Source organism: Zoogloea sp. LCSB751 (genome assembly GCF_002028455.1).
Classification (GTDB): Bacteria; Pseudomonadota; Gammaproteobacteria; order Burkholderiales; family Rhodocyclaceae; genus Zoogloea.
This window is the reverse complement of the sequence record NZ_MWUM01000005.1, coordinates 249705-276343: the sequence shown is the minus strand read 5'-3', so window position 1 is coordinate 276343 and position 26639 is coordinate 249705. Positions and strand designations below refer to the sequence as shown.

The 26639-nt window shown below is 66.2% G+C and carries 26 protein-coding genes; 19 read left to right on the top strand and 7 right to left on the bottom strand.

Annotation, left to right across the window (positions count from 1 at the left end; translation table 11 throughout):
- On the bottom strand, nucleotides 1-77 hold a 77-nt coding region (locus B4920_RS30915; RefSeq protein ID WP_139379456.1), incomplete at its 3' end, for a transposase DNA-binding-containing protein.
- Between the two features lie 236 nt (nucleotides 78-313).
- Between B4920_RS30915 and B4920_RS08430 the strand changes: the two genes are divergently transcribed.
- The 10 genes from B4920_RS08430 to B4920_RS08385 all read left to right on the top strand — a co-directional run bounded on the left by B4920_RS08430 (nucleotide 314) and on the right by B4920_RS08385 (nucleotide 14099).
- Entirely contained in the window at nucleotides 314-982 is a 669-nt protein-coding gene (locus tag B4920_RS08430) for a TetR/AcrR family transcriptional regulator (protein ID WP_079434171.1), read from the top strand.
- 86 nt (nucleotides 983-1068) lie between these two features.
- Nucleotides 1069-3546 (top strand): acyl-CoA dehydrogenase, encoded by a 2478-nt coding sequence (locus B4920_RS08425; RefSeq protein ID WP_079434170.1) that lies wholly within the window; start codon nucleotides 1069-1071, stop codon nucleotides 3544-3546.
- A gap of 41 nt (nucleotides 3547-3587) precedes the next feature.
- The gene (locus B4920_RS08420) at nucleotides 3588-4871 is read left to right on the top strand and encodes an acetyl-CoA C-acetyltransferase (RefSeq protein WP_079434169.1); all 1284 of its coding nucleotides are present in this window, start codon (nucleotides 3588-3590) and stop codon (nucleotides 4869-4871) included.
- Nucleotides 4871-6829: a 3-hydroxyacyl-CoA dehydrogenase NAD-binding domain-containing protein gene (locus tag B4920_RS08415; protein ID WP_079434168.1), complete on the top strand. Its 1959-nt coding sequence runs from the start codon at nucleotides 4871-4873 to the stop codon at nucleotides 6827-6829. Before B4920_RS08420 ends, B4920_RS08415 begins: the two co-directional genes overlap by 1 nt.
- Nucleotides 6826-7233 carry an acyl-CoA thioesterase gene (locus tag B4920_RS08410; RefSeq protein ID WP_079434167.1) on the top strand — a complete coding sequence of 136 codons (408 nt, stop codon included), beginning with the start codon at nucleotides 6826-6828 and terminating at the stop codon, nucleotides 7231-7233. Before B4920_RS08415 ends, B4920_RS08410 begins: the two co-directional genes overlap by 4 nt.
- A 119-nt stretch (nucleotides 7234-7352) precedes the next feature.
- A complete protein-coding gene (locus B4920_RS08405; protein ID WP_079434166.1) occupies nucleotides 7353-8633 on the top strand; it encodes an OmpP1/FadL family transporter in 1281 nt (426 codons plus the stop codon).
- A gap of 153 nt (nucleotides 8634-8786) precedes the next feature.
- Entirely contained in the window at nucleotides 8787-9467 is a 681-nt protein-coding gene (locus B4920_RS08400) for a TetR/AcrR family transcriptional regulator (protein WP_079434165.1), read from the top strand.
- Nucleotides 9468-9600: 133 nt separating this feature from the next.
- Nucleotides 9601-11985: a 3-hydroxyacyl-CoA dehydrogenase/enoyl-CoA hydratase family protein gene (locus B4920_RS08395; RefSeq protein WP_079434164.1), complete on the top strand. Its 2385-nt coding sequence runs from the start codon at nucleotides 9601-9603 to the stop codon at nucleotides 11983-11985.
- Nucleotides 11986-12003: 18 nt separating this feature from the next.
- Nucleotides 12004-13200 carry an acetyl-CoA C-acyltransferase gene (locus tag B4920_RS08390; RefSeq protein WP_079434163.1) on the top strand — a complete coding sequence of 399 codons (1197 nt, stop codon included), beginning with the start codon at nucleotides 12004-12006 and terminating at the stop codon, nucleotides 13198-13200.
- Between the two features lie 101 nt (nucleotides 13201-13301).
- Nucleotides 13302-14099 (top strand): enoyl-CoA hydratase, encoded by a 798-nt coding sequence (locus tag B4920_RS08385; RefSeq protein WP_079434162.1) that lies wholly within the window; start codon nucleotides 13302-13304, stop codon nucleotides 14097-14099.
- Here B4920_RS08385 and B4920_RS08380 read toward each other — a convergent pair.
- Nucleotides 14089-14847: a YdcF family protein gene (locus B4920_RS08380; RefSeq protein WP_088179416.1), complete on the bottom strand. Its 759-nt coding sequence runs from the start codon at nucleotides 14845-14847 to the stop codon at nucleotides 14089-14091. The genes B4920_RS08385 and B4920_RS08380 overlap by 11 nt on opposite strands.
- Nucleotides 14848-15018: 171 nt before the next feature.
- On the opposite strand from B4920_RS08380, the gene B4920_RS28725 reads away from it, so the two are divergent.
- The gene (locus B4920_RS28725) at nucleotides 15019-15552 is read left to right on the top strand and encodes a DUF2802 domain-containing protein (RefSeq protein WP_139379455.1); all 534 of its coding nucleotides are present in this window, start codon (nucleotides 15019-15021) and stop codon (nucleotides 15550-15552) included.
- Nucleotides 15549-16490, top strand: coding sequence for an SPOR domain-containing protein (locus B4920_RS28400; protein WP_088179415.1), 942 nt, complete (start codon nucleotides 15549-15551; stop codon nucleotides 16488-16490). Before B4920_RS28725 ends, B4920_RS28400 begins: the two co-directional genes overlap by 4 nt.
- A 46-nt stretch (nucleotides 16491-16536) precedes the next feature.
- On the opposite strand, the gene B4920_RS08365 is transcribed toward B4920_RS28400, so the two are convergent.
- The 3 genes from B4920_RS08365 to B4920_RS08355 form a co-directional block, all read right to left on the bottom strand.
- Entirely contained in the window at nucleotides 16537-16758 is a 222-nt protein-coding gene (locus B4920_RS08365) for a hypothetical protein (protein WP_079434159.1), read from the bottom strand.
- Between the two features lie 84 nt (nucleotides 16759-16842).
- A complete protein-coding gene (locus tag B4920_RS08360; protein WP_079434158.1) occupies nucleotides 16843-17982 on the bottom strand; it encodes an EAL and HDOD domain-containing protein in 1140 nt (379 codons plus the stop codon).
- A 24-nt stretch (nucleotides 17983-18006) separates the two neighbouring features.
- Nucleotides 18007-19035: a CDP-6-deoxy-delta-3,4-glucoseen reductase gene (locus tag B4920_RS08355; protein ID WP_079434157.1), complete on the bottom strand. Its 1029-nt coding sequence runs from the start codon at nucleotides 19033-19035 to the stop codon at nucleotides 18007-18009.
- Between the two features lie 42 nt (nucleotides 19036-19077).
- Between B4920_RS08355 and B4920_RS08350 the strand changes: the two genes are divergently transcribed.
- From B4920_RS08350 to B4920_RS08340, 3 genes are read left to right on the top strand one after another with little or no spacing between them, the layout of a single operon-like run.
- Nucleotides 19078-19959 (top strand): NAD(P)H-binding protein, encoded by an 882-nt coding sequence (locus tag B4920_RS08350; protein WP_079434156.1) that lies wholly within the window; start codon nucleotides 19078-19080, stop codon nucleotides 19957-19959.
- 26 nt (nucleotides 19960-19985) lie between these two features.
- A complete protein-coding gene (locus B4920_RS08345; protein WP_079434155.1) occupies nucleotides 19986-20402 on the top strand; it encodes a CopD family protein in 417 nt (138 codons plus the stop codon).
- A 21-nt stretch (nucleotides 20403-20423) separates the two neighbouring features.
- A complete protein-coding gene (locus tag B4920_RS08340) occupies nucleotides 20424-21587 on the top strand; it encodes a class I SAM-dependent RNA methyltransferase (protein ID WP_254050879.1) in 1164 nt (387 codons plus the stop codon).
- Nucleotides 21588-21728: 141 nt separating this feature from the next.
- Here the strand turns inward: B4920_RS08340 and B4920_RS08335 are convergent, their stop codons facing one another.
- Together B4920_RS08335 and B4920_RS08330 are read right to left on the bottom strand one after the other, a co-directional pair.
- Complete coding sequence (locus B4920_RS08335; RefSeq protein WP_079434153.1) at nucleotides 21729-22862, bottom strand: PilT/PilU family type 4a pilus ATPase; 1134 nt, start codon at nucleotides 22860-22862, stop codon at nucleotides 21729-21731.
- Between the two features lie 58 nt (nucleotides 22863-22920).
- Nucleotides 22921-23964: a type IV pilus twitching motility protein PilT gene (locus B4920_RS08330; RefSeq protein ID WP_079434152.1), complete on the bottom strand. Its 1044-nt coding sequence runs from the start codon at nucleotides 23962-23964 to the stop codon at nucleotides 22921-22923.
- A gap of 162 nt (nucleotides 23965-24126) precedes the next feature.
- Here B4920_RS08330 and B4920_RS08325 point away from each other — a divergent pair, with 162 nt between their 5' ends.
- From B4920_RS08325 to B4920_RS08310, 4 genes are read left to right on the top strand one after another with little or no spacing between them, the layout of a single operon-like run.
- Complete coding sequence (locus tag B4920_RS08325; RefSeq protein ID WP_254050878.1) at nucleotides 24127-24774, top strand: YggS family pyridoxal phosphate-dependent enzyme; 648 nt, start codon at nucleotides 24127-24129, stop codon at nucleotides 24772-24774.
- Nucleotides 24775-24811: 37 nt separating this feature from the next.
- A complete protein-coding gene (proC, locus tag B4920_RS08320; protein ID WP_079434150.1) occupies nucleotides 24812-25624 on the top strand; it encodes a pyrroline-5-carboxylate reductase in 813 nt (270 codons plus the stop codon).
- 13 nt (nucleotides 25625-25637) lie between these two features.
- Nucleotides 25638-26210 carry a YggT family protein gene (locus tag B4920_RS08315; protein WP_079434149.1) on the top strand — a complete coding sequence of 191 codons (573 nt, stop codon included), beginning with the start codon at nucleotides 25638-25640 and terminating at the stop codon, nucleotides 26208-26210.
- A 3-nt stretch (nucleotides 26211-26213) separates the two neighbouring features.
- Nucleotides 26214-26516: a DUF167 family protein gene (locus tag B4920_RS08310; RefSeq protein WP_079434148.1), complete on the top strand. Its 303-nt coding sequence runs from the start codon at nucleotides 26214-26216 to the stop codon at nucleotides 26514-26516.
- Nucleotides 26517-26639 lie beyond the last annotated feature (123 nt).

The window sequence follows — 26639 nt, the reverse complement described above, 5'->3', positions numbered from 1 at the left end:
GCCAGCAGAACCGCTCGCTTGTTCAACCGCCGATCGCCCAGCTGTATCGTCCCGAACTCGTCTCTCGCCCAACTCATCAGCCAGCCTCGTCAGTTATTTGGCATGAAGCATACAGACTGGAGAGTTGTGTGTAAGGGGATGGGCTTACGGGGGGCGCCGACGGTGTGCTCCCGGCCCGCTGCATCCTTGGGTTCCTCGATTTTCCGCAGCATTCGGGTGTTTGCTTGTCAAAGTGTTGACGGCCAATGGAACTAATGTATGATTCAAACAAACGTTTTAATTAATTTTCGATTGTTGGGTCGATAGGTGTTCCATGAATGGCAGTCTCGCCAAAGGCAACGGAGATACTCGTAGCCGCATCCTCGACGCGGCAGAAGCCCTGTTCGTGGAGCAAGGGTTCGACGGAACCTCGATGCGCGGTATCACGGGTCGTGCCGGGGCGAACCTGGCGGCCATCAATTACCACTTCGGCTCCAAGGAACAGTTGATTCAGGAAGTCTTCCGGCGCCGTCTCACCGAACTGAACCGCATCCGCCTGGCCCGCCTGCATGAACTCGAGGTCGAGGCAGGGGAGGCGCCGATCAAGCCGAGCCGCATCGTCGATGCCTTTTTTGGTACTGCGCTGCGCATGGCGGCCGACGTCGAAGGTGGTGGCCACACCTTCATGCGGCTGCTCGGCCGGACCTACACGGACCCTCAGGGCTTTGTGCGCAAGTTTCTCGCCGAGGAATACGCTGAATGCGTGGAGCGCTTCCTGGCCGCCCTGTACCGAGCGTTGCCGGACGTGGATCGCAACGAGATCCTGTGGCGCTTCCATTTCATGATGGGTGCGATGTCCTACGCCATCGCCGGTACGGATGCGCTGCAACTGGTAACCGGCAAATTCGACGACGAGGATCCGTCGCGGCTGGTGTCGCGCCTGATGAGCTTCCTGCTTGGCGGGCTGCGTGCGCCGCTGGCGGATTTCGGATCGTCGCCATGAGCCGGATGCACGGCTGTAAAGACGTCAGCATATTATAGATGACAATGGCACTGCCAAGACGGTGCCGAGTAAAAGGAGACTTGTCGATGTCCTACGTTGTCCTGTTTTTCCTGCCTCTCCTGGCGGTCGTGCTCGCTTACGGGCGAGCACCATTTCCGGTGTGGTATGGGCTGGGGTTAGTGTGGCTGGCGGTGTTGGCGGGCCTTGCCGACTGGCCGCCGATGCTGGGCATCGGCGTGATCGGCAGCGTGGCGGTGGTCGGTGCAGCCTTCCTGTTGCCGGGGCTGCGCCGCGGATTCGTCACTGCGACGATTTTCAAGGCCTTCCGCAAAGCGCTGCCGTCCATGTCGCAAACCGAGAAGGACGCGTTGGAGGCCGGTACGGTGTGGTGGGAGGGCGAGCTGTTCGCCGGCCGGCCGGACTGGCAGAAGCTGCTGGCCTACCCGGCGCCGAAGCTCAGCGCCGAGGAGCAGCGCTTTCTCGATGAAGACACCGCCGAGCTGTGCCGCCTGACCCGCGATTGGGAAATGACCCAGCGCCAGGACATGCCGCCCGAAGTCTGGAAGTACATCAAGGAGCGCGGTTTCCTCGGCATGATCATTCCCAGGGAATATGGCGGCAAGGGCTTCTCGGCCTATGCCCATTCCCAGGTCGTGACCAAATTGTCCACCCGTTCGTCGGCGCCGGCGGTGACGGTGATGGTGCCCAATTCCCTCGGACCTGCCGAGCTGCTGCTGCACTACGGTACGCCCGAGCAGAAGCAGCATTACCTGCCGCGCCTGGCCGCTGGCCTGGATATTCCGGCCTTCGCGCTGACCAGCCCGTGGGCGGGCTCCGATGCGGCGTCGATCCCGGATGCGGGCATCGTGTGCCGCGGCCAGTATCAGGGGCGCGAAGTGCTTGGCATGCGGATCAGCTTCGACAAGCGTTACATCACGCTGGCGCCGGTGTGCACGGTGTTCGGCCTGGCCTTCCGCCTCTACGATCCGGATCGCCTGCTCGGCGATGTGGAGGATCTGGGCATCACCTGTGCGCTGGTGCCCCACGATCATCCGGGTGTGGATATCGGCCGCCGCCACTTCCCGCTCAACGCGGTGTGGATGAACGGGCCGATCCGCGGGCACGACGTGTTCATGCCTCTCGACTTCATCATTGGTGGCCCGCAGATGGCGGGGCAGGGCTGGCGGATGTTGATGGAATGCCTGGCGGCGGGGCGTTCGATCTCGCTGCCCGGCTCCAACACCGGCATGCTGAAGATGACAGCCCGCACGGTCGGCGCCTATGCCCGCGTGCGCTACCAGTTCAAGACCGCCATCGGGCGTTTCGAAGGGGTGGAGGAGGCGCTGACGCGCATCGGCGCCAATGCCTACCTGTGCGACGCGGCGCGGGTGATGACCGCCGGCGCAATCGACCTCGGCGAGAAGCCGGCGGTGGTGTCGGCGATCGCCAAGTATCACGTCACCGAACGGGCCCGCCAGGCGGTGAACGACGGCATGGACGTGATCGGTGGCAAGGGCATCTGCCTGGGGCCGCAGAACTTTCTGGGCCGGGCCTACCAGCAGATTCCGGTGGGCATCACCGTCGAGGGCGCCAACATCCTGACCCGCAGCCTGATCCTCTTCGGCCAGGGAGCGATCCGCTGCCACCCCTACGTTCTGAAGGAAATGGATGCGGCCCGGGCCGGCGACCTGACGGCCTTCGACAAGGCCTTCTGGGGCCACATCGGCTACACCATCAGCAATGCCGCGCGATCCTTCGTGATGGGCCTGACCGGCTCGCATTTCGTGGCGGTGCCGGCTGACGTGGCGCCGGAGACCCGCCGCTACTACCAGCAGCTCACCCGCTTCTCGGCGGCTTTTGCGCTGCTCGCCGATGTGTCGATGGGGACCCTCGGCGGGGCGCTGAAGCGCAAGGAGAAACTGTCGGCCCGCCTCGGCGACATCCTCTCGCTGATGTACCTGGCCTCGGCCACCCTCAAGCGCTACGAGGACGAAGGCCGCCAGGCCGCCGATGCGCCGCTGATGCACTGGGCGATCTGGGACTGCATGTTCAAGGCGCAGAACGCCTTCGAGGGCGTCATCGCCAATTTCCCCAACCGGCCGTTCGCGATGCTGCTGCGGCGCCTCGTGGTCTTTCCGCTCGGGCGTCCCTATGTGGTGCCGTCGGACGCCCTCGGCCATCAGGTGGCGGGCCTGCTCATCGAGCCGTCGGCGACCCGCGACCGGCTGACCTCCGATGTGTATCTGCCGAAAGACGTGGAAGAGCCGGTCGGTGCGCTGGAGGCGGCGCTGCATGCCACGATTGCGGCGGAGCCGGTCGAGGCCAAGGTGCGCCGGGCGATCAGGGAAGGCTATTTCACGCCCGGTCTGCTGGTCGGTGGCGGGGTCGATGCGTTGTATGACGCGGCGGTGGCCGGTGGCATCATCTCGGGTGATGAGTACGCGCTGATCAAGCGCCGCGGCGAATTGCGCGACAAGGTGATCCGCGTGGACGATTTTCCCTATGATTTCGGCTTGCGCGACGCGCTGGCGGACATCACCGAACCCCAGCACAAGATTGCCTGAACGGGATCGGGCGCGCCTGAGGAAAGGGACCCGTGCGAACCATGAACGAGCCGATCTACGTCATCGACGGGGCCCGAACCCCCTTTCTGAAGGCCCGCAGTGGCCCGGGGCCATTCGCCGCCGCCGACCTCGCCACCGCGGCCGGCAGTGCGCTGCTGCTGCGTCAGCCTTTTGCACCGGATCAGCTCGACGAGGTGATCCTCGGCTGCGCAAGCCCGTCGCCGGACGAGGTGAATATCGGCCGGGTCGTGGCGCTGCGCATGGGCTGCGGCCTCAAGGTGCCGGGCTGGACGGTGATGCGTAACTGCGCGTCCGGCATGCAGGCCCTCGATTCTGCGATTGCCAACATCCGTAGCGGTCGCTCGCAGCTGGTGCTGGCTGGCGGCGTCGATGCCTTGTCCCGTGCGCCGCTGTTGTTCTCCGATGAGATGGTGCGTGTCTTCGCCGGCTGGATGGCGGCGCGGGGTTGGGGCGCGCGGCTGGCCGCGCTGAAAGGCTTCCGCCTGAAGCACCTGGCGCCGGTGATCGGCATCATGAAGGGCCTTACCGATCCCATCGTCGGCCAGCTGATGGGGCAGACCGCCGAGAACCTGGCCTGGAAGTTCGGCATCACGCGGCAGGACATGGATGCTTACGCCGTCGAGAGCCACCGTCGTGTGGCCGCGGCCCAGGATGGTGGTCATTTTGCCGCCGAGCTGGTGCCATTGATCGGTTCCGACGGAACAGTTTATGGCTCCGACGACGGCCTGCGCCGGGATGCGTCGATGGCTGGCATGGGCAAGCCGAAGCCCTTCTTCGACAAGAAATACGGTCGTGTCACCGCCGCCAACAGCTCCCAGATCACCGACGGCGCCACCTGGCTGGTGCTGGCTTCCGGCCCGGCGGTGGAGCGTTTCGGCCTGCAGCCGATCGGACGCATCGTCGACAGCCAGTGGGCCGGCCTGGAGCCGGGCCAGATGGGGCTCGGCCCCGTTCATGCGGCAACGCCGATCCTGCAGCGCCATGGGCTCGGTCTCGACGACGTGGACCTGTGGGAGATCAACGAAGCCTTCGCGGCGCAGGTGATCGCCTGCCTGCGGGCCTGGCAGGACGACGAATATTGCCGCGAGCGGCTGGGTCTGCCCGGCGCGCTGGGTGCCATCGACCCGGCCCGCCTCAATGTGGATGGCGGCGCGGTGGCCCTCGGCCATCCGGTAGGGGCCAGCGGTGCGCGCATCGTGCTGCATCTGCTGCAGGCCCTGCGTCGCAGCGGCGGCCGGCGCGGCATTGCCAGCATCTGCATCGGCGGCGGCCAGGGCGGCGCGATGCTGGTGGAGGCCTTGTGATGGAACTGCTCAACTGGAAGCTGGAACGGGACGCCGACGGCATCGTCTGGGCGACTCTGGACGTGCCGGGCGCCGCCGCCAACACGCTGGGCAGCCGGGTGATGGCCGAGCTGGAGGCCATCGTCGATCAGCTCACGGTGCGTCCGCCGAGTGGATTGGTGATCCGCTCCGGCAAAGCCGCTGGCTTCATCGTCGGGGCCGATATCGAGGAGTTCACCCGCATCGACACGGCCGATGGTGCGCGCAAGCTGGTGGAGCGGGGCTGGAGCCTTTTCGGGCGGCTGGCCGCGGCGCGCTTCCCGACCCTTGCCCTGGTACGTGGTCACTGCATGGGCGGTGGGCTGGAGCTGGCGCTCGCCTGCCGCTACCGACTGGTGGTGGATGAGCCCGGCACGCGCCTGGCCCTGCCCGAGGTGATGCTGGGCATCATGCCGGCCTGGGGCGGCATGCTGCGCCTGCCGCGGTTGATCGGCCCGGCGGCGGCTCTCGACATGATGCTGACCGGCAAGGGCGTCGATGGGCCGAAGGCGAAGCGCCTGGGCCTCGCCGACGACTGTGTGCCGCTGCGGGTGATGGACGACGCGGCGCGGATCCTGCTGATGTCCGGCCGTCCGCCCCGCAAGCCGTCGGTCGTGCAGGCATTGATGAACGGCCCGCTGCGCGGCATCGTCGCGGCGCAGGCACGCAAGACGGTGGCCGCCAAGGTGCGCCGTGCGCATTACCCGGCGCCCTTCGCGATCATCGACACCTGGGCCCGCCACGGCGGCAACGCGCTGGCGGTGCCGGCTGCCTCGCCGTCGTCGCTGGAGGCGATCTTCCGTTCGTCGACTGCGCGCAACCTGGTTCGCGTGTTCTTCCTGCAGGAGCGTCTGAAGGCTTTCGGCAAGGAGGGCGACTTCCGGCCGCGGCATGTGCATGTGGTCGGTGCCGGCGTGATGGGGGGCGACATCGCCGCCGAATGTGCATTGCGCGGCATGACCGTCACGTTGCAGGACCAGTCGGTCGAGCGCATTGCGCCGGCGGTTGCCCGCGCCGCGCGGCGTTTCGGGCGCAAGTTCCGCAGCAAGCCGCGGGAAGCCCGTTTTGCGCTGGACCGCCTGATTCCCGATCCGGCCGGCCACGGCGTGGCGAAGGCCGACGTGGTCATCGAGGCGATCGTCGAAGACCTGGCGGCCAAGCGCGCGTTGTTCGCCGACATCGAGAGACGGGCCCGCCCGGACGCGCTGCTGGCATCCAACACCTCCAGCCTGCGCATTGCCGATATCGCGACGGCGCTGACGAAACCTGAAAGGTTGGTCGGCATCCATTTCTTCAACCCGGTGGCGGTGCTGCCGCTGGTGGAGGTGGTGCGTACAGTGCGTTCCAGCGACGAGGCCTTCCGGCGCGCGGCGGCTTTTGTGCGTCGGCTCGACAAACTGCCTTTGCCGGTGAAGGACGAGCCGGGCTTCCTCGTCAATGCGCTGCTCGGCCCCTACATGTACAAGGCGCTGCGCTGCGTGGAGGAGGGCATCGCGCCGGAGACGATTGACGCGGCGCTGGTGGCCTTCGGCATGCCGTTGGGGCCGATCGAATTGGTGGACACGGTCGGCCTGGACATCGCCGTGGCGGCCGGCAGGACCCTGGTCAGTGCCGGGGCGACGATGCCGCGGGCGCTGGCCGAGCGGGTAGAGCGTGGCGAACTCGGTAAGAAGAGCGGGCAGGGCTTTTACACGTGGAAGGACGGCAAGGCCCGCAAGGGGGTGCCAGCGGCGATACCGGCCGGCCTGGCGGCGCGGATCATGGCGCCCCTGCTGGCCGCCGCGGAGCTCTGTGTTGCCAAGGGCGTGGTGGAAGATGCCGATCTGGCGGACGCCGGGGTTATATTCGGGGCCGGCTTTCCGCCCTTCACCGGCGGCCCCTTCCACCAATCCCGCGCGGCCGCGTCATCCGGCGGCCGGCGCCGACAGGAGTTTCGATGAGCACCCCTCCCACCCAACTGCCGCCCGGCAAGATCCCCGTGCTGCGGGTCATGCCGATGCCCCGCGACCTGAACCCGTCGGGAGATGTCTTCGGTGGCTGGATCATGTCCCAGGTGGACATCGCCGGCGCGGTGCCGGCCCACAAGCGCTCCCGCGGCCGGGTGGCGACCATCGCCGTCAATTCCTTCCTCTTCAAGCAGCCCATCTCGGTGGGCGACATGGTCAGCTTCTATGCCGAGATCGTGCGTATCGGCAAGAGCTCGATCACCGTCGACGTGGAGGTCTATGCGGAACGCAATCCGGAGAGCCCGGTGGTCGTCAAGGTCACCGAGGCGACGCTGACCTATGTGGCGGTGGATGCCAACGGCGTCAAGCGCGAGGTCCCGCCGGAAATTGTTGCATGAATCCAACAGGGCCTCGATTTGCTGCGTAGCCGCAGTCCATCGGGGCTCTAGAATCGCCGCGGGTTTGCGCGCCCCGTGGCCAGCTCACAACTACAGCGCCCTTGTGAGGAGACAGTGGTATGAAGATGAAGACCATCGCCCGATTGATGCCCTTGCTCGCCTTTGGCGTGGCCAGCGGCCAGGCTGCGGCAGCCGGCTTCCAGCTGCTCGAGCAGAACGCCAGCGGTATCGGTAACGCCTATGCCGGTTCCGCGGCGGTGGCGGAGAATGCCAGCACGATCTTCTTCAACCCGGCCGGCATGACCCAGCTGAAGGATCGCGAGATCTCGGTCGGCCTGGCCGTCGTGCGCCCGACCTTCAAGTTTTCCGACCGGGGCTCCAGCACCGGGGTGCTGGGGGGGGCCGGCAATGGGGGCGATGCGGGGAGCTGGGCCTTCCTGCCCAATGCCTACCTGTCCTGGGCTCTGAGCAAGGATCTGTATGCGGGCGTCGGCCTTGGCGCCCCCTTCGGCCTGATCACCGAGTACGACGATCCGTGGCTGGGCGGCGCCCAGGCGATCAAGTTCGACATCAAGACCTACAACATCAACCCGAGTCTGGCTTATCGCCTGAACGACAGGGTCTCCATCGGCGGTGGGCTGAGCCTGCAGCGCATCGAGGTGGACTACCGCCGTCAGGCGACGGTGACCTCGGCTGCCCTGGCCGCCACCCATGCCACCTTCTCGGCCGACGATGTGTCCCTCGGCTGGAACCTGGGTGCCCTGTTCACGCTGAGCCCGACGACCAAGGTGGGGGTGTCCTATCGTTCTGAAGTCCGTCACAAGCTGGAAGGCGACCTGAAGATCGACGGCCCCGCCGCCGGCGCCACCGCCGGCCTGACGACCGGTGCGGCCAAGGCCAACGTGGACCTGCCGGCGACCTTCATTCTCAGCGTCACGCAGAACCTCAACGAGCGTTGGGAAATGCTGGGCGACCTGTCGTGGACCGGCTGGAGCAGCATTCCCAAGGTGGACATCGTGCGCACTTCAGGGACGCTCAACGGAGCCACCGTGCAGACCCTGGAGACCGAGTTCCGTGACACCTGGCGCTATGCGTTGGGGGCCAATTACCGCTACACCGAGGCCGTGAAGCTCAAGTTCGGTGTGGCCTACGACCAGAGCCCGGTTCGCGATCCGCAGCATCGGCTGGTATCCCTGCCGGACAACAACCGCACCTGGCTTACCACCGGGGCTCAGGTGAAGGTCAACAAGGACTCCGTGCTCGACGTCGGCGTCGCCTATCTGTACGTGCCGGAATCCCATATCGACAACAACCAGACCGCCCTGGGCCGTGGCCGGGTGACCGGCGTCTATGATGCCCGGGTGTGGATCTTCGGCGCCCAGTATTCGATGGCCTTCTGATAGGAGGCTGCTCAGGGGTTCTGTCGTGGGGGCGAATGAATTTGCCCCCACAGTGAAGCTCCTTGCGACTCAAGCTCGCCGAGGTGGCGCTTTGGGCTTCGATGTTCAACATTTCCCCGGCGCGCCGGGGCCTTGCCGCTGATTAGATTTCCCATGGGCCGTTCCGATTCTTCCCTACCTGACGTCAAGACCCGCATCCTCGACGCCGCCGAGCGCCTGTTCATGGAGAACGGCTACGCCGCCACCTCCGTGCGCATGATTACCGGCGCGGCTGGAGCGCCGGTGGCGCTGGTCAATTACCACTTCGGTTCCAAGCAGGGGCTGATGGAGGCGGTGTATGAACGGGCGCTGGGGAGCCGTGGCGGCAGCCGGGTCAGCTATCTCGACAAGCTGGAAGCCGAGGCCGCCGGAGCTCCGATTCCGGTGGATGTGCTGGTGGATGCCTTCCTGTCATCCGCACTGCGCCTGACCCGCAAGGACAGCATTCCCGGCGAGGTCTTCAAGCAGCTCATTGGGCGGGCCTTCTACGAGCCGGGACCGGGGACGGAGGCCTTTTTTCCTGCGGAGTACAAGGAGGCGGTGGACCGCTATCGCCAGGCCTTCATGCGCACCTTGCCGCAGCTGTCCCAGGACGATGTGGTGTGGCGGATGTACTTCTTCGTCGGCATCGTGGCCTATGCGATGGCCGGCAAGGATGTGATGCGGATGACCGAAAGCTATGCACTGGCCGATGCGGGCGATCCGGAAGCCATCATGGCGCGGCTGCGGCCCTTCATTGTCGCCGGTTTCCTGGCGCCCGCCGGCGTGCCGCCAAACGGGCTGGCAAGCGCCTGATTTTTAGACCATGTTGTACCTGAAGGAAGCATTGCGCTAAGATTTGAACGATTGTTCAAATCGAACTGCGGCGCTGTCGTCCGCGGTTCATGACAAAGGTCCGGGTGACGGGCCGAGCCAAAAGGAGACGCATGTGAGCAGACTGATCATTCGCAAGGTGGCCGTGCTGGGCGCCGGCGTGATGGGGGCGCAGATCGCCGCCCATTGCGCCAATGCCGGCGTTCCGGTCGTTCTCTTCGACCTGCCCGCGAAAGAGGGTGATCCCAACGGCATCGCCCGGAAGGCCGTCGACGGGCTGAAGAAACTGGAGCCGGCACCGCTGGCGACCAAGGAGCGCGCCCAGTTCATCGACGTCGCCAATTACGGCAGCGACCTGGACACGCTGCGCGAGTGCGACCTGATCATCGAGGCCATCGCCGAGAAGATGGAGTGGAAGCTCGACCTCTACGCCAAGGTCGCGCCTTACGTCCGTGCCGATGCGATCTTCGCGTCCAACACCTCCGGCCTGTCCATCGAGACCTTGTCCGAAGGCATGCCGGTGGCGCTGCGCAGCCGCTTCTGCGGCATCCATTTCTTCAATCCGCCGCGCTACATGGCACTGGTGGAACTGATCGCCACCGGCACCACCGATCCGGCCACCCTCCACGCCCTGGAAGCCTGGCTGACGACCCGCCTCGGCAAGAGCATCGTGCGCGCCAAGGACACGCCCAACTTCGTCGCCAACCGGGTCGGCGTGTTCTCCATCCTGGCGGTGATGCACCACACCGCGCGGCTGGGCCTCGGTTTCGATGAAGTGGATGCGCTGACCGGCCCGCTGATCGGCCGCCCGAAGAGCGCGACTTACCGCACCGCCGACGTGGTCGGCCTGGATACGCTGGCCCATGTGATTGGCACCATGCAGGCCACGCTGCCGGACGATCCGTGGCACGCCTTCTACAAGAGCCCGGACTGGCTGTCGGCGCTGATCGCCAGAGGCGCCCTCGGCCAGAAGACCAAGGGCGGCATCTTCCGTAAGAACGGCAAAGCCATCGTCGTGCTCGACCTGGCGAAGCAGGATTACCGCCCGAGTGCCGGCGAAGTGGCGCCGGAAGTCGCGGCCATCCTCAAGAACCGCAACCCGGTGGAGAAATTCGTCCAGTTGCGCGCCAGCAGCCATCCGCAGGCGCAGTTCCTGTGGGCGATCTTCCGCGACGTGTTCCATTACTGCGCCTTCCATCTGGCCGACATCGCCGACAACGCCCGCGACGTGGACTTCGCGATGCGCTGGGGCTTCGGCTGGGCGCAGGGGCCCTTCGAAACCTGGCAGGCTGCCGGCTGGCAGGCCGTTGCCGACGCGGTGAAGGCCGATATAGACGCAGGTGCTGCGATGATCGATGCGCCGCTGCCGGCATGGGTCTTCGATGGCCGCCAGGGCGTGCATGAAGCGTCGGGTTCGTGGAGCGCTACGGACGCGGCGCTCAAGCCCCGCTCCATGCTGCCGGTGTATGGCCGCCAGCTCTTTCCGGAGCAGGTGCTGGGTGAAGCCGCACCGGATGCCGGTGAGACCCTGTGGGAGAACGAAGGCGTTCGCTTGTGGAGTCTGCCGGCGAAGGACGCACGGATTGGCATCCTGTCGTTCAAGTCGAAGATGCACAGCATCGGCGACGAGGTGCTGGACGGCGTGCTGGAAGCGGTCGCCCGTGCCGAGCGCGATCTGGACGGGCTGGTGATCTGGCACGAGGCGCCGTTCGCCGTCGGTGCCAACCTGCAGCAGGTGGTGGAAGCCTGCAAGGCTGGCCAGTTCGACATGCTCGAGAAGACCGTCGCCAAGTTCCAGCGCGCCTCCATGGCCCTCAAGCATGCGATGGTGCCGACCGTCGCGGCGGTGCAGGGCATGGCCCTCGGCGGCGGCTGCGAGTTCACGATGCACGCAACCCACCGCGTGCTGGCGCTGGAAAGCTACGTCGGCCTGGTCGAAGCCGGTGTCGGTCTGATCCCGGCCGGTGGCGGTTGCAAGGAGTTCGCGCTGCAGGCGGCAAGCCTGGCCAGCCGGACGGCGGGCGGCGACGTGTTCCCCTTCATCCAGAACATGTTCCAGACCATCGCGATGGCCACCGTGTCGAAGAGCGCGCTGCAGGCCGTCGAACTGGGCTTCGCCAAGGCCTCGGACGACATCGTCTTCAACGCCCGCGAGTTGTTGCACGTGGCCCTGCATAGGGCGCGCGCGCTGGCCGAGTCGGGCTACCAGCCGCCGCTGATCCAGCGGGCGATTCCGGTGGCCGGCCGCAACGGCATCGCCACTTGCGAAATGATGCTGATCAACATGCGCGAAGGCGGCTTCATCTCGGCCTGGGATTACCGCGTCGCCAAAGCGGCGGCCACCGCCCTGTGTGGCGGCGAAGTGGATACCAATGCCAGGGTGTCCGAAGCGTGGATTCTCGACGTGGAGCGGGCCCAGTTCGTGGACCTGCTGAAGACCGAGAAGACCCAGCAGCGCATCGTGCACATGCTGGAAACCGGCAAGCCGCTGCGCAACTAAAAGGACGGAGACGAAACCATGAGCAAACAGATTCAGGACGCCTACATCGTCGCCGCCACCCGCACGCCGGTGGCCAAGCGCAACGGCATGTTCCGCAACGTGCGGCCGGACGACATGCTGGCCCACGTGCTGCGCGCGGTGGTGGACCAGGTGCCGGGGCTGGACGCCAATGAGATCGGGGATGTGATCGTCGGCTGTGCGATGCCGGAAGCGGAGCAGGGCATGAACGTGGCGCGCATCGGCGTGCTGCTGGCCGGTCTGCCCAACACCGTGCCGGGCATCACCATCAACCGTTTCTGCTCGTCCGGCTTGCAGGCGGTGGCGGATGCTGCGGCGCGGATCCGCCTCGGCGAGGCCGACGTGATGATCGCTGCCGGCACCGAGAGCATGACCGTGATGCCGCAGATGATGGGCAACAAGGTGTCCCTCAACCCAGCCATCTTCGCCAAGGACGAGAACCTGGGCATCGCCTTCGGCATGGGCCTCACCGCCGAGAAGGTCGCGCAGCAGTGGCAGATCGGCCGCGACGAGCAGGATGCCTTCGCGGTGCAGTCCAACCAGCGGGCGGCCGCGGCGATTGCCGCTGGCGCGTTCAGGGATGAGATCACGCCCTACACCGTACGTGCCCACGTGCCCGGCGAGGGTGGCGCGGTGCGTGTCGTCGAGCGGATCTGCGACACCGACGAAGGACCACGGGCCGATGCGTCGCTGCAGAGCCTCGGCAAGCTGCGCCCGGTGTTCGCCGTCAGAGGCTCGGTGACCGCCGGCAACAGCTCCCAGATGTCGGATGGCGCCGGCGCCGTGCTGCTGATGTCCGAGGCGGCGGTGAAGCGCTACGGCGTCACGCCGATCGCCCGCTTCTGCAGCTATTCGGTGGCGGGCGTGCCGCCGGAGATCATGGGCATCGGCCCGGTCGAGGCGATTCCGCGTGCCCTCAAGGCGGCGGGTATCGGCAAGGGCGACCTCGACTGGATCGAACTCAACGAAGCCTTCGCGGCCCAGGCGCTGGCAGTGATGAAACAGCTCGACCTCGACCCGGCCAAGGTCAACCCGCAGGGTGGCGCCATTGCCCTCGGCCACCCGCTGGGCGCCACCGGGGCGATCCGTGCGGCGACGCTGATGAGCGCCTTCCGGCGTACCCAGGCCCGCTATGGGATGATCTCCATGTGCATCGGCACCGGCATGGGCGCTGCCGGCGTCTTCGAGAAGCTCTAGGCGAGTCCGGTGGAGACGACGGGAGCGCTTCCCGTCGTCTTTTTTTTGCGGAAAATGGGGTTGCCAAGATTCCATCGAAATGCCATCGCGAGGACGAGATCATGACCGCGCCCATCCTGCTCGACATCGATGCCGGTGTCGCACGCCTGACCCTCAACCGTCCGGCATCCCTCAACGCCCTGTCCTTCGACATGATGGCTGCGCTGTCGGAGACGACTGGTCAGCTGGCCCGCCGCACGGACTTGCGGGTGGTGGTGATCGCCGGTGCCGGCGAGCATTTCATGGCCGGCGGCGACCTGAAGGATTTCGCCAGCCAGCTGCATCTGTCCCCCGAGAGCCGGCTGGCTAGTTTCCGGGCCACCATCGAGCAGCACATCAACCCGTCCATCGAGGCTCTGGCCAACCTGCCCGTGCCGGTGATCGCACGCGTGCAGGGGGCCTGTGCCGGCTTCGGGTTGTCCCTGGCCCTGGCTTGCGACCTGGTGCTGGCGGCCGACAGCGCTTACTTCACCACCGCCTACGCCAGCATCGCGCTGAGCGGCGACGGCGGCGTGTCCTGGTTGCTGCCGCGCATCGCCGGCCGCCACAAGGCCTTTGAGCTGCTGCTGCTTGCCGAGCGTTTCGACGCCGCCGAGGCTCAGCGCCTGGGGGTGGTCAACAAGGTGGTGCCGTTGGGCGGGCTGGACGACGCCGTGGCGGGGCTCGTCCAGCGGATCGTTGCCGGGCCGCGGGAGACCTACGCGGAAATGAAGCGCCTGCTTAACCAGTCGGCCTGCCACTCCCTCGATGCCCAGTTGCAGCTGGAAGCCGAGGCGTTTGCCCGTTGCGCCGCCCGGCCCGATTTCGATGAGGGCATCAACGCCTTCCTCGGCAAACGCAAGCCCCGTTTCAACGGCTGAGTCGATAGGCCAGCAGGCCCAGCCATTCATGCACGGCGTACCAGCCGGCATAGGCCGCGTTCATGCTGGGCATCTCCATCGGGGTATCGTCACCGCCGCCAGGGCCGGCGAGATAGGCGGTCGGCGCCGGCAGGACCTGAAAGCCGGCATGCTCGAAGGCTTCCACCGAGCGCTGCATGTGCGCCGCATGGGTGACCAGCACGATGCGGCGGATGCCGGCGGGGACCAGCGCAGCGGCGCAGAAGTCGGCGTTCTCGCGGGTGTCCCGCGATCGGCTCTCGGTCCACTTCACGGGAGTCCGGAAGTCCTCCTCCAGGGCCGCTTTCATCAGCTCGGCTTCCGCCACTTTTTGTGAGGGTCGGGGCGAGCCGCCGCTGACCATGACCGGCAGGCCCGTGCGCCGGGCCAGCCGGGCGCCGTAACGCAGCCGTTCGAGGGTCAGTCGATTGACCGTCTTGCCGCCGAACTCGGGAGCGTAGCCGCGCATGCCACCTCCGAGAATGACGATCGCGTCGGCCTGGCGCAGTTTCGCTTCGTCGAGTGGAATGAAGTGTCCTTCGAGACTCCGTACCAGCGGTGCAACCGAGAGCGGCGTGACCAGCAACAGGGCGGCGATCAAGCCGCCCCAGGTCAGCGCCTTTCCGGTACGGGGGTGGCGGCGCAGCAGCAAAAGCCCTGCCACGATGAGCAAAAGGGGGCTGAGGGGGGGCAGGATCAAGGTGGAAATGAGCTTTTTAAGGTAGAACATGCGGAAAAGGCGGGCGCCGGGGGGCTCTCGCATTGTCGGTGAAGGGCGGCGCGGCTATTATCGCAGCGTCAATTGCCAGCCGTGCAGGCCGGCCGCCATCAGGGGAACGATCATTATCTGCATCGGGTTTGAATCAGACGGGTACGACAGGGCTGCCAGGGAGCATGCGCGATGATCAATGTCGGTGTGCGCGAGGCGATCCTGGCGCTGGTTGCCGTGTTGAGTCTTTACCTGGTGGTGGTGCTGTTTCGCCTGGCCCGCCATCGGCGTGGCACGCAGCCGCCCGCGGCACCGGAGCCGTCCGAGACCGCCGACGATGCGGTGGGGCGTTCTTCTGCGGTGGCGTCCGAGCCGGGGCCGGAAGAGGCTGCGGTATCTCGCGACCTGCTCAACGAGCTGGAAATCCAGCAACTGCGTCAGGATGTGACGCGCCTGCGCACGGACTGTGATTTTCTGCGCCGCGAGCTGGCGGTGATGCGCCATGACGTGGACCAGCTTGGCGAGCAGGCCCGCAGCGAACAACAGGCCGCCCAGGCGGCGCGGGAGCGGACCCAGTACACCCGCCCGGTTTCGCCGCAGCATTCGGAGGCCATGTTGTTGGCGGGTCGGGGCATGAGCGCGGTTCAGGTTGCCGAACACTGTGGAATTTCGGTCGCCGAGGCCGAACTGGTCTGTGCGCTGGCAAAGGCGGAGAGCGGATCATGACGGAGCGCCGCACCGACGCAGTCGATGATGGGGCGGGCGAAGAGGATCCGCGAAAGCAATTGTGGGTTCGCGCCGGCGTGGCCGGGGGTTTGATCACCGCGCTGCTGGGTGGGCTGGCGGTCTTCGATTACGTGTCCCGTCCGCCGGCTCCGGCGGAGGCGCCGTTGCCGACCCGACCCATTGCGCCCGCCCAAGTGACACCTGAGGTAGGCCGTGATGCACCGCCGGATGTCGTACGCGCCGGGAGCGAGGCGACGGCCCCTGAGGCTGTACCGCCCCAGGAGGAATCGGCACCGCCGATGCTGCCCGGCGGTGGCGTGGCGGCCGACACCGAGGCGCCATCGCGGGCGATGCGTAGCGGACGGATCGGCGAAGGGAGCCGGGGCGCGGCATCACCCGCGGGAGCCGTGACGCAGCACGTACAGACTCCCCGGCAGGCTTCTGCTCCACCGACGCAGAGCGGCGCACCGGCGGCCCCTTTGCCGCCACCTGCGGTGGCGCCTGCAGCGTCGTCGGCGCAGGTCATTCCACGCCCGCCTGTGGTCCAGGAGGCGCCCCACCCGGCGCCGGCCGCAGCGACAGCATCCCAGGCGCCGCGTCCGGCTGTGTCGGCAGCCCCGGTTGCCTCGGGGGCGGTCGCGCCGCGCCAGGTGCTTCCGGCGGCCAGTGCGGTGGCCCCAGCTCCAGTTGCGCAGGTGGCCACCAGCCCTGCGCAGAGCGCAGCGCAGCGGCCCTACGTGCTTGAATTCGGTGTGTTTTCCAGCGTGGCCAGCGCCGAGGCGCTGCGTGCGCGACTCGCCCAGGCCGGCATTCCATCCCAGCTGGAGACCCGGGTGGTGGTCGGTCCGTTCGCCGACCGCAAGGAGGCCCTTGCCGCGCAAGCACGCCTGCGTGAAAAGGGCATTGACCCGGGAACCCTGTTGCCCGTCGGGCGCTGAGCATTCGCGCCGTCGGGCGTATTTCCCTGAGGTCCGCGGCGGTTTCTTATTCCGTTTCGATGGTCAGGGCATGGCCGCTGCGGCAGTGCAGCGCCAGCCCCTGGCGGCCGGCTGTGGCCTCGGCGGTCCACACGGCGGCGGCCTCGCCGAGGCTGCGTGCAATTTCATAGCCGCGCTGCTTCAGCCAGGATGGATCCACATGGCGGGCCATCAGGCGCGGTGCATTGGGTTGGCGGGGCGAGGCGAGGACAAGGCTGTAGATTCCCATGGCAATCTCCCGAGAGTTTTGCGATGGAGCGAATCTAGCCGCGGAGTGTGACGGTTGTTGGTGGTGGTGTCTTGCGGGTGCTTGTCAGCCGAACTGAAGGCTGTCGGCGAAGGACAGGGCTTCGAGGTGGGCACGGTTGATCTGGTCCGCCGACAGGTGGAGTGCTTCCGCCTGGCCCGCCAGATTCTTTGCGTCGAAACCTTCCAGCGCGCAGGCCAGCTTGAGGAAGGGCGCATATACGCCGTCGCCACCGAGTAGTGCGTCGGCGATACCGGCCGGCAGGTGCATCTCGTCGAGGGCCGACTGCAGGCTGGCGCCGAGCAGCAGGTGCAGCATCGAGAAGGCGCCGGTGATGAACAGGTTGTCCAGTTCGCCCTTCTCGAAGAAGGCCGCGCCGATCTTTTCCATGAAGCGTCCGCGCGCGATGGCGGTCTGCATCAGGGCCGGTGCGGACGGGTCGCGACTGGCCGAGACCAGCAGCACCGACAGCCACTTGTTGAGCTTTTCGTAGCCGAGGATGGTCACCGCGTGGCGGAAGGACTGGATCTCGCACATCAGCCCGAAGCCGGCCGAATTGATGTAGCGCAGCAGCTTGTAGGACAGGGCCACGTCCTGCTTGAGGACGGTCTCGATGTCCTTCACTTCGGCATTCTTGCGCACCAGGTTCATCAGCCGGACGATCTGTGCATGGGAGGGTGCCAGCTTGCCGTCGGTCTTGATGCCGCGCAGGAAGAACCAGCCGGACGCGCCATCGTAGCCCTGGATGACGGCTTCCTTGAAGCTGGGCACGTCGGGCAGGCCCCAGGCCAGGGACAGCCCGGGCGGATCGGCGGGCAGGGGCTGACGCTTGGCGTCGATGATCACGAAGCGCCACGGTACATTCGGCGGCAGCACCGTGTCGGGCTGATACCAGGTCAGGTTGAGGCTGACACCGTTGGACTGCAGCTGGGGAATGAGCTGCAGCGTCAGCGGATGGCCGATCGACTGGGTCGGGATTTCGATCATCGCATTGGACGGCGCGATCCACTCCAGCAGGTCAGGAGTCGGAACCAGCTTGTACAGGCTGATGAACACCGGATGGGCTGCCGGCCACACGTCGGCCAGGCCGTCGAGCACCTCCACGGCCTGGGTTACCGATACAGCGTGGACCACCAGCCGGTTGGCGGTGATCTTGTACTGCTTGTTGATGACGGGTTCGCGGGTGATCAGCGCTGCATTGCTCATGGACACGGGGCTCCGGTTGCGGGCTCAGGCCGTCTTGGCGTCGTTCGAGAAACTGAAGGCGTCGGCAAAGAAGGCTTCCGCCGGCAGGCCGCAGCGCTCGGTAAGGTCCTTGCGGGCGGTATCGATCATCGCCGGCGAGCCACAGGCGTACACTTCGTGGCCGGACAGGTCCGGCAGGTCGGCCATCAGCGCGGCATGGGCGAGGCCGGTGCGGCCACTCCAGTTGTCGCTGGCGGGGGCGTCGGAGAGCACCGGCACGAAGCGGAAGCCGGGCAGACGCTCTTCCCAGCCGCGGGCCACGTCGAGCTGGTACAGCCCGGCGAGATCGCGGCTGCCCCAGTAGAGGGTCATCGGGCGGGCGAGGCCGCTGGCGATGGCGTTCTCGACGATGCTCTTGATCGGTGCGAAACCGGTACCGCCGGCGAGCAGCACGACCGGCTTCGGCGAGCCTTCCTGCAGGCGGAAACTGCCCAGCGGGCCTTCGAAGCGCAGGATGTCCTTCTCCTTGAGCTTGTCGAAGACGTGGGTGGTGAACTGGCCACCGGGCACCAGGCGGACGTGCAGCTCGAGGAAATCGGCGCCGGTCGGGGCGTTTGCGATGGAGAAGCTGCGTCGCTTGCCGTCGGCGAGCAGGAAGTCGATGTACTGGCCGGCGACGAACTGGAACTTCTCGCTGGCCGGCAGCTTGATTTCGAGGACGATCACGTCGGCTGCGGCACGGCTGATCTTCTGCACGCGGCACGGCAGCTTCTTGACCGGGATGTCGCCGGCGCGGGTCACCTGGCGCACCTCGACGCTCAGGTCGGAGCGGGGCTGGGCACAGCACAGCAGGGTCAGGCCGCGCTCGCGCTCGTCGGCGGTCAGGGTGGACTCCGAATAACGCCCGAGGTCCACCTCGCCGGACAGGACCTGGCTTTTGCACACGCCACAGGCGCCGTCGCGGCAACTGTAGGGGAGCAGCAGGCCGGCCGCGAGGGCAGCCTCGAGAAGGGTTTCGTCAGCGTTGGCGGAATACTGGAGTCCGCTGGGTTGGAGGGTGACCTGGAACGACATGATGGGTGGCCGTGAGATAATCGATTAATGAAACGTCGAAATATGAAGAAGGTGCTGATTGTCGGCAGCGGAGACGTGGCCCGCCGGATCATTCCGTGGCTGGTCAGGCGTTTTCGCGTGCGTGCCGTGGTCCGTCGGGCGGAGGAGGGCGCCGCGCTGCGGGCCCTGGGCGCGTTGCCGATCGTGGCCGATCTGGATCAGCCGGACAGCCTGACGCGACTCGCCGGTATTGCCGATTACATATTGCATTGCGCCCCGCCGCCCGCCGCGGGGCGGGACGACCCGCGTACCCGACGTTTGCTTGCAGCCCTTGCGCATCGCGGAAGTCTACCACGACGGCTAAGCTATATTAGTACCACCGGTGTATATGGAGACTGTGGCGGCGCCTGGGCCGACGAGACGCGGCCGCTGCGGGCGGCGTCTCCGCGCGGCTTGCGACGCGTCGCGGCGGAAGGGCATTTGCGGGCCTTCGGGCAGCGCACGGGATGCCGTGTGAGTATCCTGCGGGCGCCGGGAATCTACGACGCCGCCGAGCGTCTGCCGGTGGCACGGCTGCAGAAGGGCGACCCGGTACTGGCGCCGGAAGACGATGTGTTCACCAACCACATTCACGCTGACGATCTGGCCCGCCTGCTGGTGCTGGCCCTGTTCCGCGGCGGGCCGAACCGGGTCTACAACGCCTGCGACGACAGCGCGCTGCGCATGGGAGAGTATTTCGATCTCGTCGCCGACACCCTCGGTCTGCCGCGACCGCCACGCCTGCCGCGGGCCGAGCTGACCGGCCGGCTGTCGGAAATGACGCTTTCCTTCATGGCCGAGTCCCGTCGTTTGAAGAACGATCGCCTCAAGCGGGAACTGCGCGCCCGCCTGCGTTATCCGACGGTGGCCGATGCGCTGCAGACGCGCGCTGCGGCCACTTCCTGAACACTTCCACCCTTCGAGTCCATGCCATGCTCTATCTGAGTATCAAAGCCCTGCACATCATCTTCGTCATCAGCTGGTTTGCCGGCCTGTTCTACCTGCCGCGCCTGTTCGTCAATCACGCGATGGTGACCGACAAGGCCACGGTCGAGCGCCTGGCGCTGATGGAGAGCAAGCTCTACCGTTTCATGACGCCGCTGGGCATCCTGGCCGTTGGCCTGGGCATGTGGCTGTGGTTCGGCTTCGGCCTGGCCGGTGGCTGGCTGCATGCCAAGACCGCGTTGGTGACGCTGCTGATCGCCTATCACCTGTATTGCGGCCGTCTGATCCGCGCCTTCGCCGACGGGCGTAATACGCGCAGCCACGTGTGGTACCGCTTCTTCAACGAAGTGCCGGTGCTGGTGCTGTTCGTGGTGGTCTTCCTTGTTGTCCTGAAGCCTTTTTGATTTTCCGAACGGATTGCAATCTTGAATTTCTTTGCCCCTTGTCCTCGCGGCCTTGAGTCGCTCCTCGCCGATGAACTCCGTGCCCTTGGCGCAACCGACGCGAAGGCCATTCCCGGCGGCGTGCAGTTCTCCGGCGACTGGGCCCTGTGCTATCGCGCCAACCTGGAGAGCCGCCTGGCGACCCGTGTGCTGTGGCAGATCAGCATGGGCCGTTATCGCAGCGAGGAGGACGTGTACCGCATCGCTTACGCGCCGACCTGGGCGCGCTGGTTTACGCCCGACCAGACCATCCGCGTGTTCGTCACCGCCCACAAGTCGCCGCTGCGCAGCCTGGAATTCACGACGCTGAAGATCAAGGACGCGGTGTGCGACCATTTCCGCACCGTCGCCGGGCGGCGCCCGGACGTGGACACCCAGACGCCGGACATCCGCATCCATGCCTTCCTGTCGGCGGATACGGTGACGCTGTATCTGGACACTTCCGGCGATCCGCTCTACAAGCGCGGCTTCAAGCAGGCTGCGGTGGAGGCGCCGCTGAAGGAGAACCTGGCCGCCGGCATCCTGCGCCTGACTGGCTGGACGCCGGGCGAGGAGGCCTTGTGCGACCCGATGTGCGGCAGTGGCACCTTCCTCATCGAGGCGGCCCAGATGGCCCTCGACGTGGCGCCGGGCCTCGGTCGGCATTTCGCCTTCGAGCGCTTCAAGCACTATGAGCGCGATACCTGGCTGCCGATCCGCAAGGCTGCCGAGGCGCGCCGTAAGCCACCGCGCAAGCTGAACATCTACGGTTCGGACATCCTCGAGTCCCAGCAGCGCAAGGCCTACGTGAACCTGCGCAGTGCCGGCCTGGAGGGCTGCGTGGACGTGGGGCGCGCCGATCTGCTCCAGCTCAAGGCCCCGGCAGCGTCCGGCGTGCTGGTCGCCAACCCGCCCTACGGTGTGCGGCTATCGGACACCGCTGAACTGGAGGCCTTCTACCCCAAGCTCGGCGACGCGCTGAAGGCCAACTGGACCGGCTGGCGCTGCTACTTCTTCACCGGCGACCCGGCCCTGCCGAAGGGCGTCCGCCTCAAGGCCAGCAAGCGCACCCCGCTGTTCAACGGCGCCATCGAATGCCGCCTGTTCGAATACCTGATGATCGCCGGCTCCGCCCGCAAACCCAAGCCGGCGGAATCAGAAAACTAAACCTCTCGAACTACAAGCAGCCGAACGGGGGCAGAAAGCGTAGCGAGCGCTTCGAGGCTGCGACGAGAAGCACAGCCGTACAAGAGTACGGCGAGCATCGCAGTCGCAGGATCGGAGCGCGCAGTAGCTTTATGCCCCCGTTTAGACGATGTCGAGGTTCTGGATGCCGGAGAGCATATCCCGGTCGCCGCGGCGGCTCTTCAGCTTGATCTGCAGGCGCAGATCGTTCATCGAGTCGGCGTTGCGCAGGGCGTCCTCGTAGCTGATCAGGCCCTTCTCGTAGAGGTCGAAGAGGCTCTGGTCGAAGGTCTGCATGCCCAGTTCGCTGGAGCGCTTCATCACTTCCTTGATGCCCGGGATCTCTCCCTTGAAGATCAGATCGGAGATCAGCGGCGAGTTGAGCATCACCTCAACCGCCGGCACGCGGCCCTTGCGGTCGCACATTGGCAGCAGGCGCTGGGAGATCAGCGCCCGCAGGTTGAGGGACAGGTCCATCAGCAACTGGTGGCGGCGTTCTTCGGGGAAGAAGTTGACGATCCGGTCGATGGCCTGGTTGGCGCTGTTGGCGTGCAGCGTGGCCAGACACAGGTGGCCGGTTTCGGCGAAGGCGATGGCGTAGTCCATCGTCTCCCGGTCGCGGATCTCGCCCATCAGGATCACGTCCGGGGCCTGGCGCAGCGTGTTCTTCAGGGCCGGCTCCCAGGATTCGGTATCGATACCGACCTCCCGCTGGGTGACGATGCAGTTCTTGTGGGCGTGGACGAACTCGATCGGGTCTTCGACGGTGATGATGTGGCCGTAGCTCTTCTCGTTGCGGTAGTCCACCATCGCCGCCAGCGAGGTCGTCTTGCCGGTGCCGGTGCCGCCGACGAAGATCACCAGGCCGCGCTTGGACATGGTGATGTCCTTCAGTACCGGCGGCAGGCCGAGGTCGTCGAAGGTCGGGATCTTCTGCGGGATGGTCCGCAGCACCATGCCCACCTGGCCCTGCTGGATGAAGGCGTTGGCGCGGAAGCGGCCGATGCCTGCCGGGGAAATCGCGAAGTTGCACTCCTTGGTGGCTTCGAATTCCTGGGCCTGGCGGTCGCTCATGATCACCCGCGCCAGTTCCATGGTGTGGGTGTGGGTGAGTTGCTGATTCGACTGCGGAACGATCTTGCCGTCGATCTTGATCGCCGGCGGGAAGCCCGCCGTGATGAAGAGGTCGGAGCCATTCTTCTGCAGCATCAGCCGCAGCAGGTCGTGCATGAACTTGAGTGCCTGATCGCGTTCCATGGTGCGTTCCTGTCACCGGCGCGGCCGGCGGTTGCGGTTGTCGGGGCGGCCCGGGCGTTCAGGCCGGGAAGCTGTCCTTGTTCTGGGCTCGCAGGCGGGCTTCTGAGCCCGATACGATGTTGCGCCGCACCATGTCGGCCAGGCATTGGTCGAGGGTCTGCATCCCGACGTTCTGGCCGGTCTGGATCGCCGAGTACATCTGCGCGACCTTGTTCTCGCGGATCAGGTTACGGATGGCCGGGGTGCCGATCATGATCTCGTGGGCGGCGACCCGGCCGGTGCCGTCCTTGGTTTTCAGCAGGGTTTGCGAAATCACTGCACGCAGGGACTCCGACATCATCGCGCGGACCATCTCCTTCTCGGCGGCCGGGAAGACGTCCACGATACGGTCGATGGTCTTGGCGGCCGACGAGGTGTGCAGCGTGCCGAACACCAGGTGGCCGGTTTCGGCTGCAGTCAGGGCCAGGCGGATGGTTTCCAGGTCGCGCATTTCGCCCACCAGCACGACGTCCGGATCCTCCCGCAGGGCCGAGCGCAGCGCTGCGTTGAAGGAATGGGTATCGCGCATGACTTCCCGCTGGTTGATCAGGCAGCGCTTGGATTCATGTACGAATTCGATCGGATCTTCGATGGTCAGGATGTGGCCGTATTCGTTCTCATTGACGTAATCGACCATTGCCGCCAGCGTCGTGGACTTGCCCGAACCCGTCGGGCCGGTGACCAGCACGATGCCGCGCGGCTGGGTGGAGATGTCCTTGAAGATCTTCGGGCAGTTGAGTTCGTCGAGGGTCAGCACCTTGGACGGAATGACCCGGAACACCGCGGCTGCGCCCCGGTTCTGGTTGAAGGCATTGACCCGGAAGCGCGCCAGGTTGGGGATCTCGAAGGAGAAGTCGGTTTCGAACTGTTCCTCGTATTGCTTGCGCTGGGCGTCGTTCATGATGTCGTACACCATGCCGTGGACGTCCTTGTGCACCAGCGCGGGCAGGTTGATCCGGCGCACGTCGCCATGCACGCGGATCATCGGCGGCAGGCCGGCCGAGAGATGCAGGTCGGATGCCTTGTTCTTGACGGTGAAAGCAAGCAGTTCGGTGATGTCCATCGTGGCGACTCGCAGCGGGCTGCAGGATTACGGGTAATGGGGAATAAGCGTGCAAAACGGGCACCGCCAAGGCCGATGCTATACTCAACGGCCTCTTTAGCCCAGATTCAAGCTTTGGAAGATTATAAGTCAGGCATTTCCGGCCGCCTTCAAAACCTTGCCATGCGCATTGCCGCGGCCGCGCAGGCGGCGGGGCGTCAGCCCGCGGAAGTCCGCCTGTTGGCAGTGAGCAAGACCTGGCCGGCCGACAGCGTACGCGAGGCCGCAGCAGCAGGGCAGCAAGCGTTTGGCGAGAACTACGTGCAGGAAGGCGTGACCAAGGTCGAGGCGCTGGCCGGCCTTGGTCTCGAATGGCATTTCATCGGCCCGCTGCAGAGCAACAAGACGCGGCTGGTAGCCAACCATTTCGCGTGGGTGCATTCCATCGACCGGCTGAAGATCGCCGAACGCCTGTCCGAACAACGCGACGTGCATCTGCCGCCGCTCAACGTGTGCATCCAGGTCAATGTCAGCGGCGAGGACAGCAAGAGCGGCGTGGCGCCGGCCGAGCTGCCGGAACTGGCTGAAGCCGTGGCCGCGCTGCCGCGCCTGTGCCTGCGCGGCCTGATGGCGATCCCCGAACCGACCCCCGACGTAGCCGTGCAGCGGGCACGTTTTGCCAGCCTGCGGGCCCTGCGCGATGAACTCAACGGGGCCGGCTACGGTCTCGATACCTTGTCGATGGGCATGTCCGACGACCTGGAGGCGGCGATCGCCGAAGGTTCGACGATGGTCCGCGTGGGCACAGCGATCTTCGGATCGCGCGCCTGACTCACCCTCTACGAATCCAACTGACGGAAAGAATCCGATGAAAATCACCTTCCTGGGTGGCGGCAACATGGCGGCGGCCCTGATCGGCGGCCTGGTCAAGCAGGGTTTCAAGGCGGCGGACGTGCAGGCCGTCGAACTGTCGGCCGAGGGCCGCGCCAAGCTCGAGACCGTCTTCGGCGTGCGTGCCGTCGAATCCCTCGACGATCAGGCCCTGGCCTGCGACGTGCTGGTGCTGGCAGTCAAGCCGCAGCAGTTGAAGGCCGCGGTGGCACCGATCGCCGGCCGTCTGACCACGCAGGTAGTGGTGAGCATCGCCGCCGGCCTGCGCCTGACCGACATCGGCCGCTGGCTGGGTGATTACCACACGCTGGTGCGGGCGATGCCCAACACGCCGGCCCTGATCGGCGCCGGCATCACCGGCCTGTTTGCCGACCCGTCGGTCAGCGCGGAAGGCCGCGATGCGGCTGCCAAGGTGCTGTCGGCGGTCGGCAGCGTGGTATGGGTGGCCGACGAGGCGCAGATCGACGGCGTCACCGCGGTGTCCGGCAGCGGTCCGGCCTATGTCTTCCACTTCATCGAATGCCTGCAGGCGGCTGGCGAATCCCTCGGTTTCGACGCCGACACCGCCCGTAAGCTGGCCATCGACACCGTGCTCGGCGCCGCCAGGCTGGCGGCCGGCAGCGACGAATCCCCAGCGGTGCTGCGCGAGCGTGTCACCTCCAAGGGCGGCACCACCGCCGCGGCGCTGGCCTCCTTCGCCGCCGACGGCTTTCCGGCCATCGTGACCCGTGCGGTGGCCGCCGCCGAGGCGCGTGGCCGTGAGCTGGGCGAACAGCTCGGCCGCGATTGAGACGGAGCCGGCCATGCTCGGAAACCTGTTCCTGACCATCGTCGAAACCCTCGGCAGTCTGCTTTCCGGCGTGCTGCTGGCGCGCTTCGTGATGCAGTGGCAGCGGATTTCCTTCCGCAACCCTATCGGCAACTTCGTGCTGGCCACCACCGACTGGGTGGTGGTGCCGCTGCGCCGCTTCATTCCGGGCCTGTTCGGGCTGGATATGGCCAGCCTGCTGCCGGCCTGGATCGTGCAGACCCTGGTGGTCTTCGTCACCCTGTGGGTACGTGGCATCCTCGGCCTGGCCGACCCCCTCAGCCTGCTGGTGGTGATGTGGGGTGTCGGCCTGCTCGAGACCCTCAAGGCGGCGTTGTACCTGCTGATGGGCGTGGTGCTGATGTCGGCCATCCTGTCGTGGGTCAATCCGTATGCGCCGATGGCGGGCGTCATCAATGCACTGGCCGAGCCCTTCCTGCGTCCGTTCCGGCGCATCATTCCGGCCATTGGCGGGGTGGACCTGACGCCGATTGCGCTGCTGCTCATCCTCCAGGTGCTGCTCAGCGCGCTGGCGATGGGCAAGTACATGCTGATCGGGCTGGCCTGAGCCATGAACTGGCTGAGCCGGGCTGCCGACGGCAGCGTGATCCTGACGCTGCACATCCAGCCCGGCGCCAAGAAGACCGAATTCGCCGGCCTGTACGGCGAAGCCCTCAAGATCCGCCTCGCCGCACCGCCGGTGGACGGCAAGGCCAACGCGGCCCTGATCGCCTTTCTGGCCAAGACCTGTGGAGTGCCCAAGGCATCCGTAGAACTGGTCAGCGGCGACACCTCGCGCAGCAAGCGGGTCCGCGTCAGCGGCGCCGACCCGGAAAGCTTGGAGCGGTTGTTTGGCGAGGATTGCACTGGTTGACGCCTTGGTTTCGTCGGCTGGCGCTCTCTGGCCCGGAAGAGCCAATCTCATCTAGGATGCGGTCATTGGCCGTGTCAAGTTTCATAAGCAGTCAATAAGTACGTACGTATAATTCGAAGGCTT

Bases quoted from the DNA above. Each gene is read 5' to 3' on its own strand.
- B4920_RS08425 (WP_079434170.1), top strand. From the start codon at position 1,069: ATGTCCTACGTTGTCCTGTTTTTCCTGCCTCTCCTGGCGGTCGTGCTC.
- B4920_RS08430 (WP_079434171.1), top strand. From the start codon at position 314: ATGAATGGCAGTCTCGCCAAAGGCAACGGAGATACTCGTAGCCGCATC.
- B4920_RS08315 (WP_079434149.1), top strand. From the start codon at position 25,638: ATGCTCGGAAACCTGTTCCTGACCATCGTCGAAACCCTCGGCAGTCTG.
- B4920_RS08325 (WP_254050878.1), top strand. From the start codon at position 24,127: ATGCGCATTGCCGCGGCCGCGCAGGCGGCGGGGCGTCAGCCCGCGGAA.
- B4920_RS08350 (WP_079434156.1), top strand. From the start codon at position 19,078: ATGAAGAAGGTGCTGATTGTCGGCAGCGGAGACGTGGCCCGCCGGATC.
- B4920_RS08410 (WP_079434167.1), top strand. From the start codon at position 6,826: ATGAGCACCCCTCCCACCCAACTGCCGCCCGGCAAGATCCCCGTGCTG.
- B4920_RS08420 (WP_079434169.1), top strand. From the start codon at position 3,588: ATGAACGAGCCGATCTACGTCATCGACGGGGCCCGAACCCCCTTTCTG.
- B4920_RS08405 (WP_079434166.1), top strand. From the start codon at position 7,353: ATGAAGATGAAGACCATCGCCCGATTGATGCCCTTGCTCGCCTTTGGC.
- B4920_RS08380 (WP_088179416.1), bottom strand. From the start codon at position 14,847: ATGTTCTACCTTAAAAAGCTCATTTCCACCTTGATCCTGCCCCCCCTC.
- B4920_RS08345 (WP_079434155.1), top strand. From the start codon at position 19,986: ATGCTCTATCTGAGTATCAAAGCCCTGCACATCATCTTCGTCATCAGC.
- B4920_RS08330 (WP_079434152.1), bottom strand. From the start codon at position 23,964: ATGGACATCACCGAACTGCTTGCTTTCACCGTCAAGAACAAGGCATCC.
- B4920_RS08385 (WP_079434162.1), top strand. From the start codon at position 13,302: ATGACCGCGCCCATCCTGCTCGACATCGATGCCGGTGTCGCACGCCTG.
- B4920_RS08365 (WP_079434159.1), bottom strand. From the start codon at position 16,758: ATGGGAATCTACAGCCTTGTCCTCGCCTCGCCCCGCCAACCCAATGCA.
- B4920_RS08415 (WP_079434168.1), top strand. From the start codon at position 4,871: ATGGAACTGCTCAACTGGAAGCTGGAACGGGACGCCGACGGCATCGTC.
- B4920_RS28400 (WP_088179415.1), top strand. From the start codon at position 15,549: ATGACGGAGCGCCGCACCGACGCAGTCGATGATGGGGCGGGCGAAGAG.
- B4920_RS08355 (WP_079434157.1), bottom strand. From the start codon at position 19,035: ATGTCGTTCCAGGTCACCCTCCAACCCAGCGGACTCCAGTATTCCGCC.
- B4920_RS08400 (WP_079434165.1), top strand. From the start codon at position 8,787: ATGGGCCGTTCCGATTCTTCCCTACCTGACGTCAAGACCCGCATCCTC.
- B4920_RS08360 (WP_079434158.1), bottom strand. From the start codon at position 17,982: ATGAGCAATGCAGCGCTGATCACCCGCGAACCCGTCATCAACAAGCAG.
- B4920_RS08335 (WP_079434153.1), bottom strand. From the start codon at position 22,862: ATGGAACGCGATCAGGCACTCAAGTTCATGCACGACCTGCTGCGGCTG.
- proC (WP_079434150.1), top strand. From the start codon at position 24,812: ATGAAAATCACCTTCCTGGGTGGCGGCAACATGGCGGCGGCCCTGATC.
- B4920_RS08310 (WP_079434148.1), top strand. From the start codon at position 26,214: ATGAACTGGCTGAGCCGGGCTGCCGACGGCAGCGTGATCCTGACGCTG.
- B4920_RS28725 (WP_139379455.1), top strand. From the start codon at position 15,019: ATGATCAATGTCGGTGTGCGCGAGGCGATCCTGGCGCTGGTTGCCGTG.
- B4920_RS08390 (WP_079434163.1), top strand. From the start codon at position 12,004: ATGAGCAAACAGATTCAGGACGCCTACATCGTCGCCGCCACCCGCACG.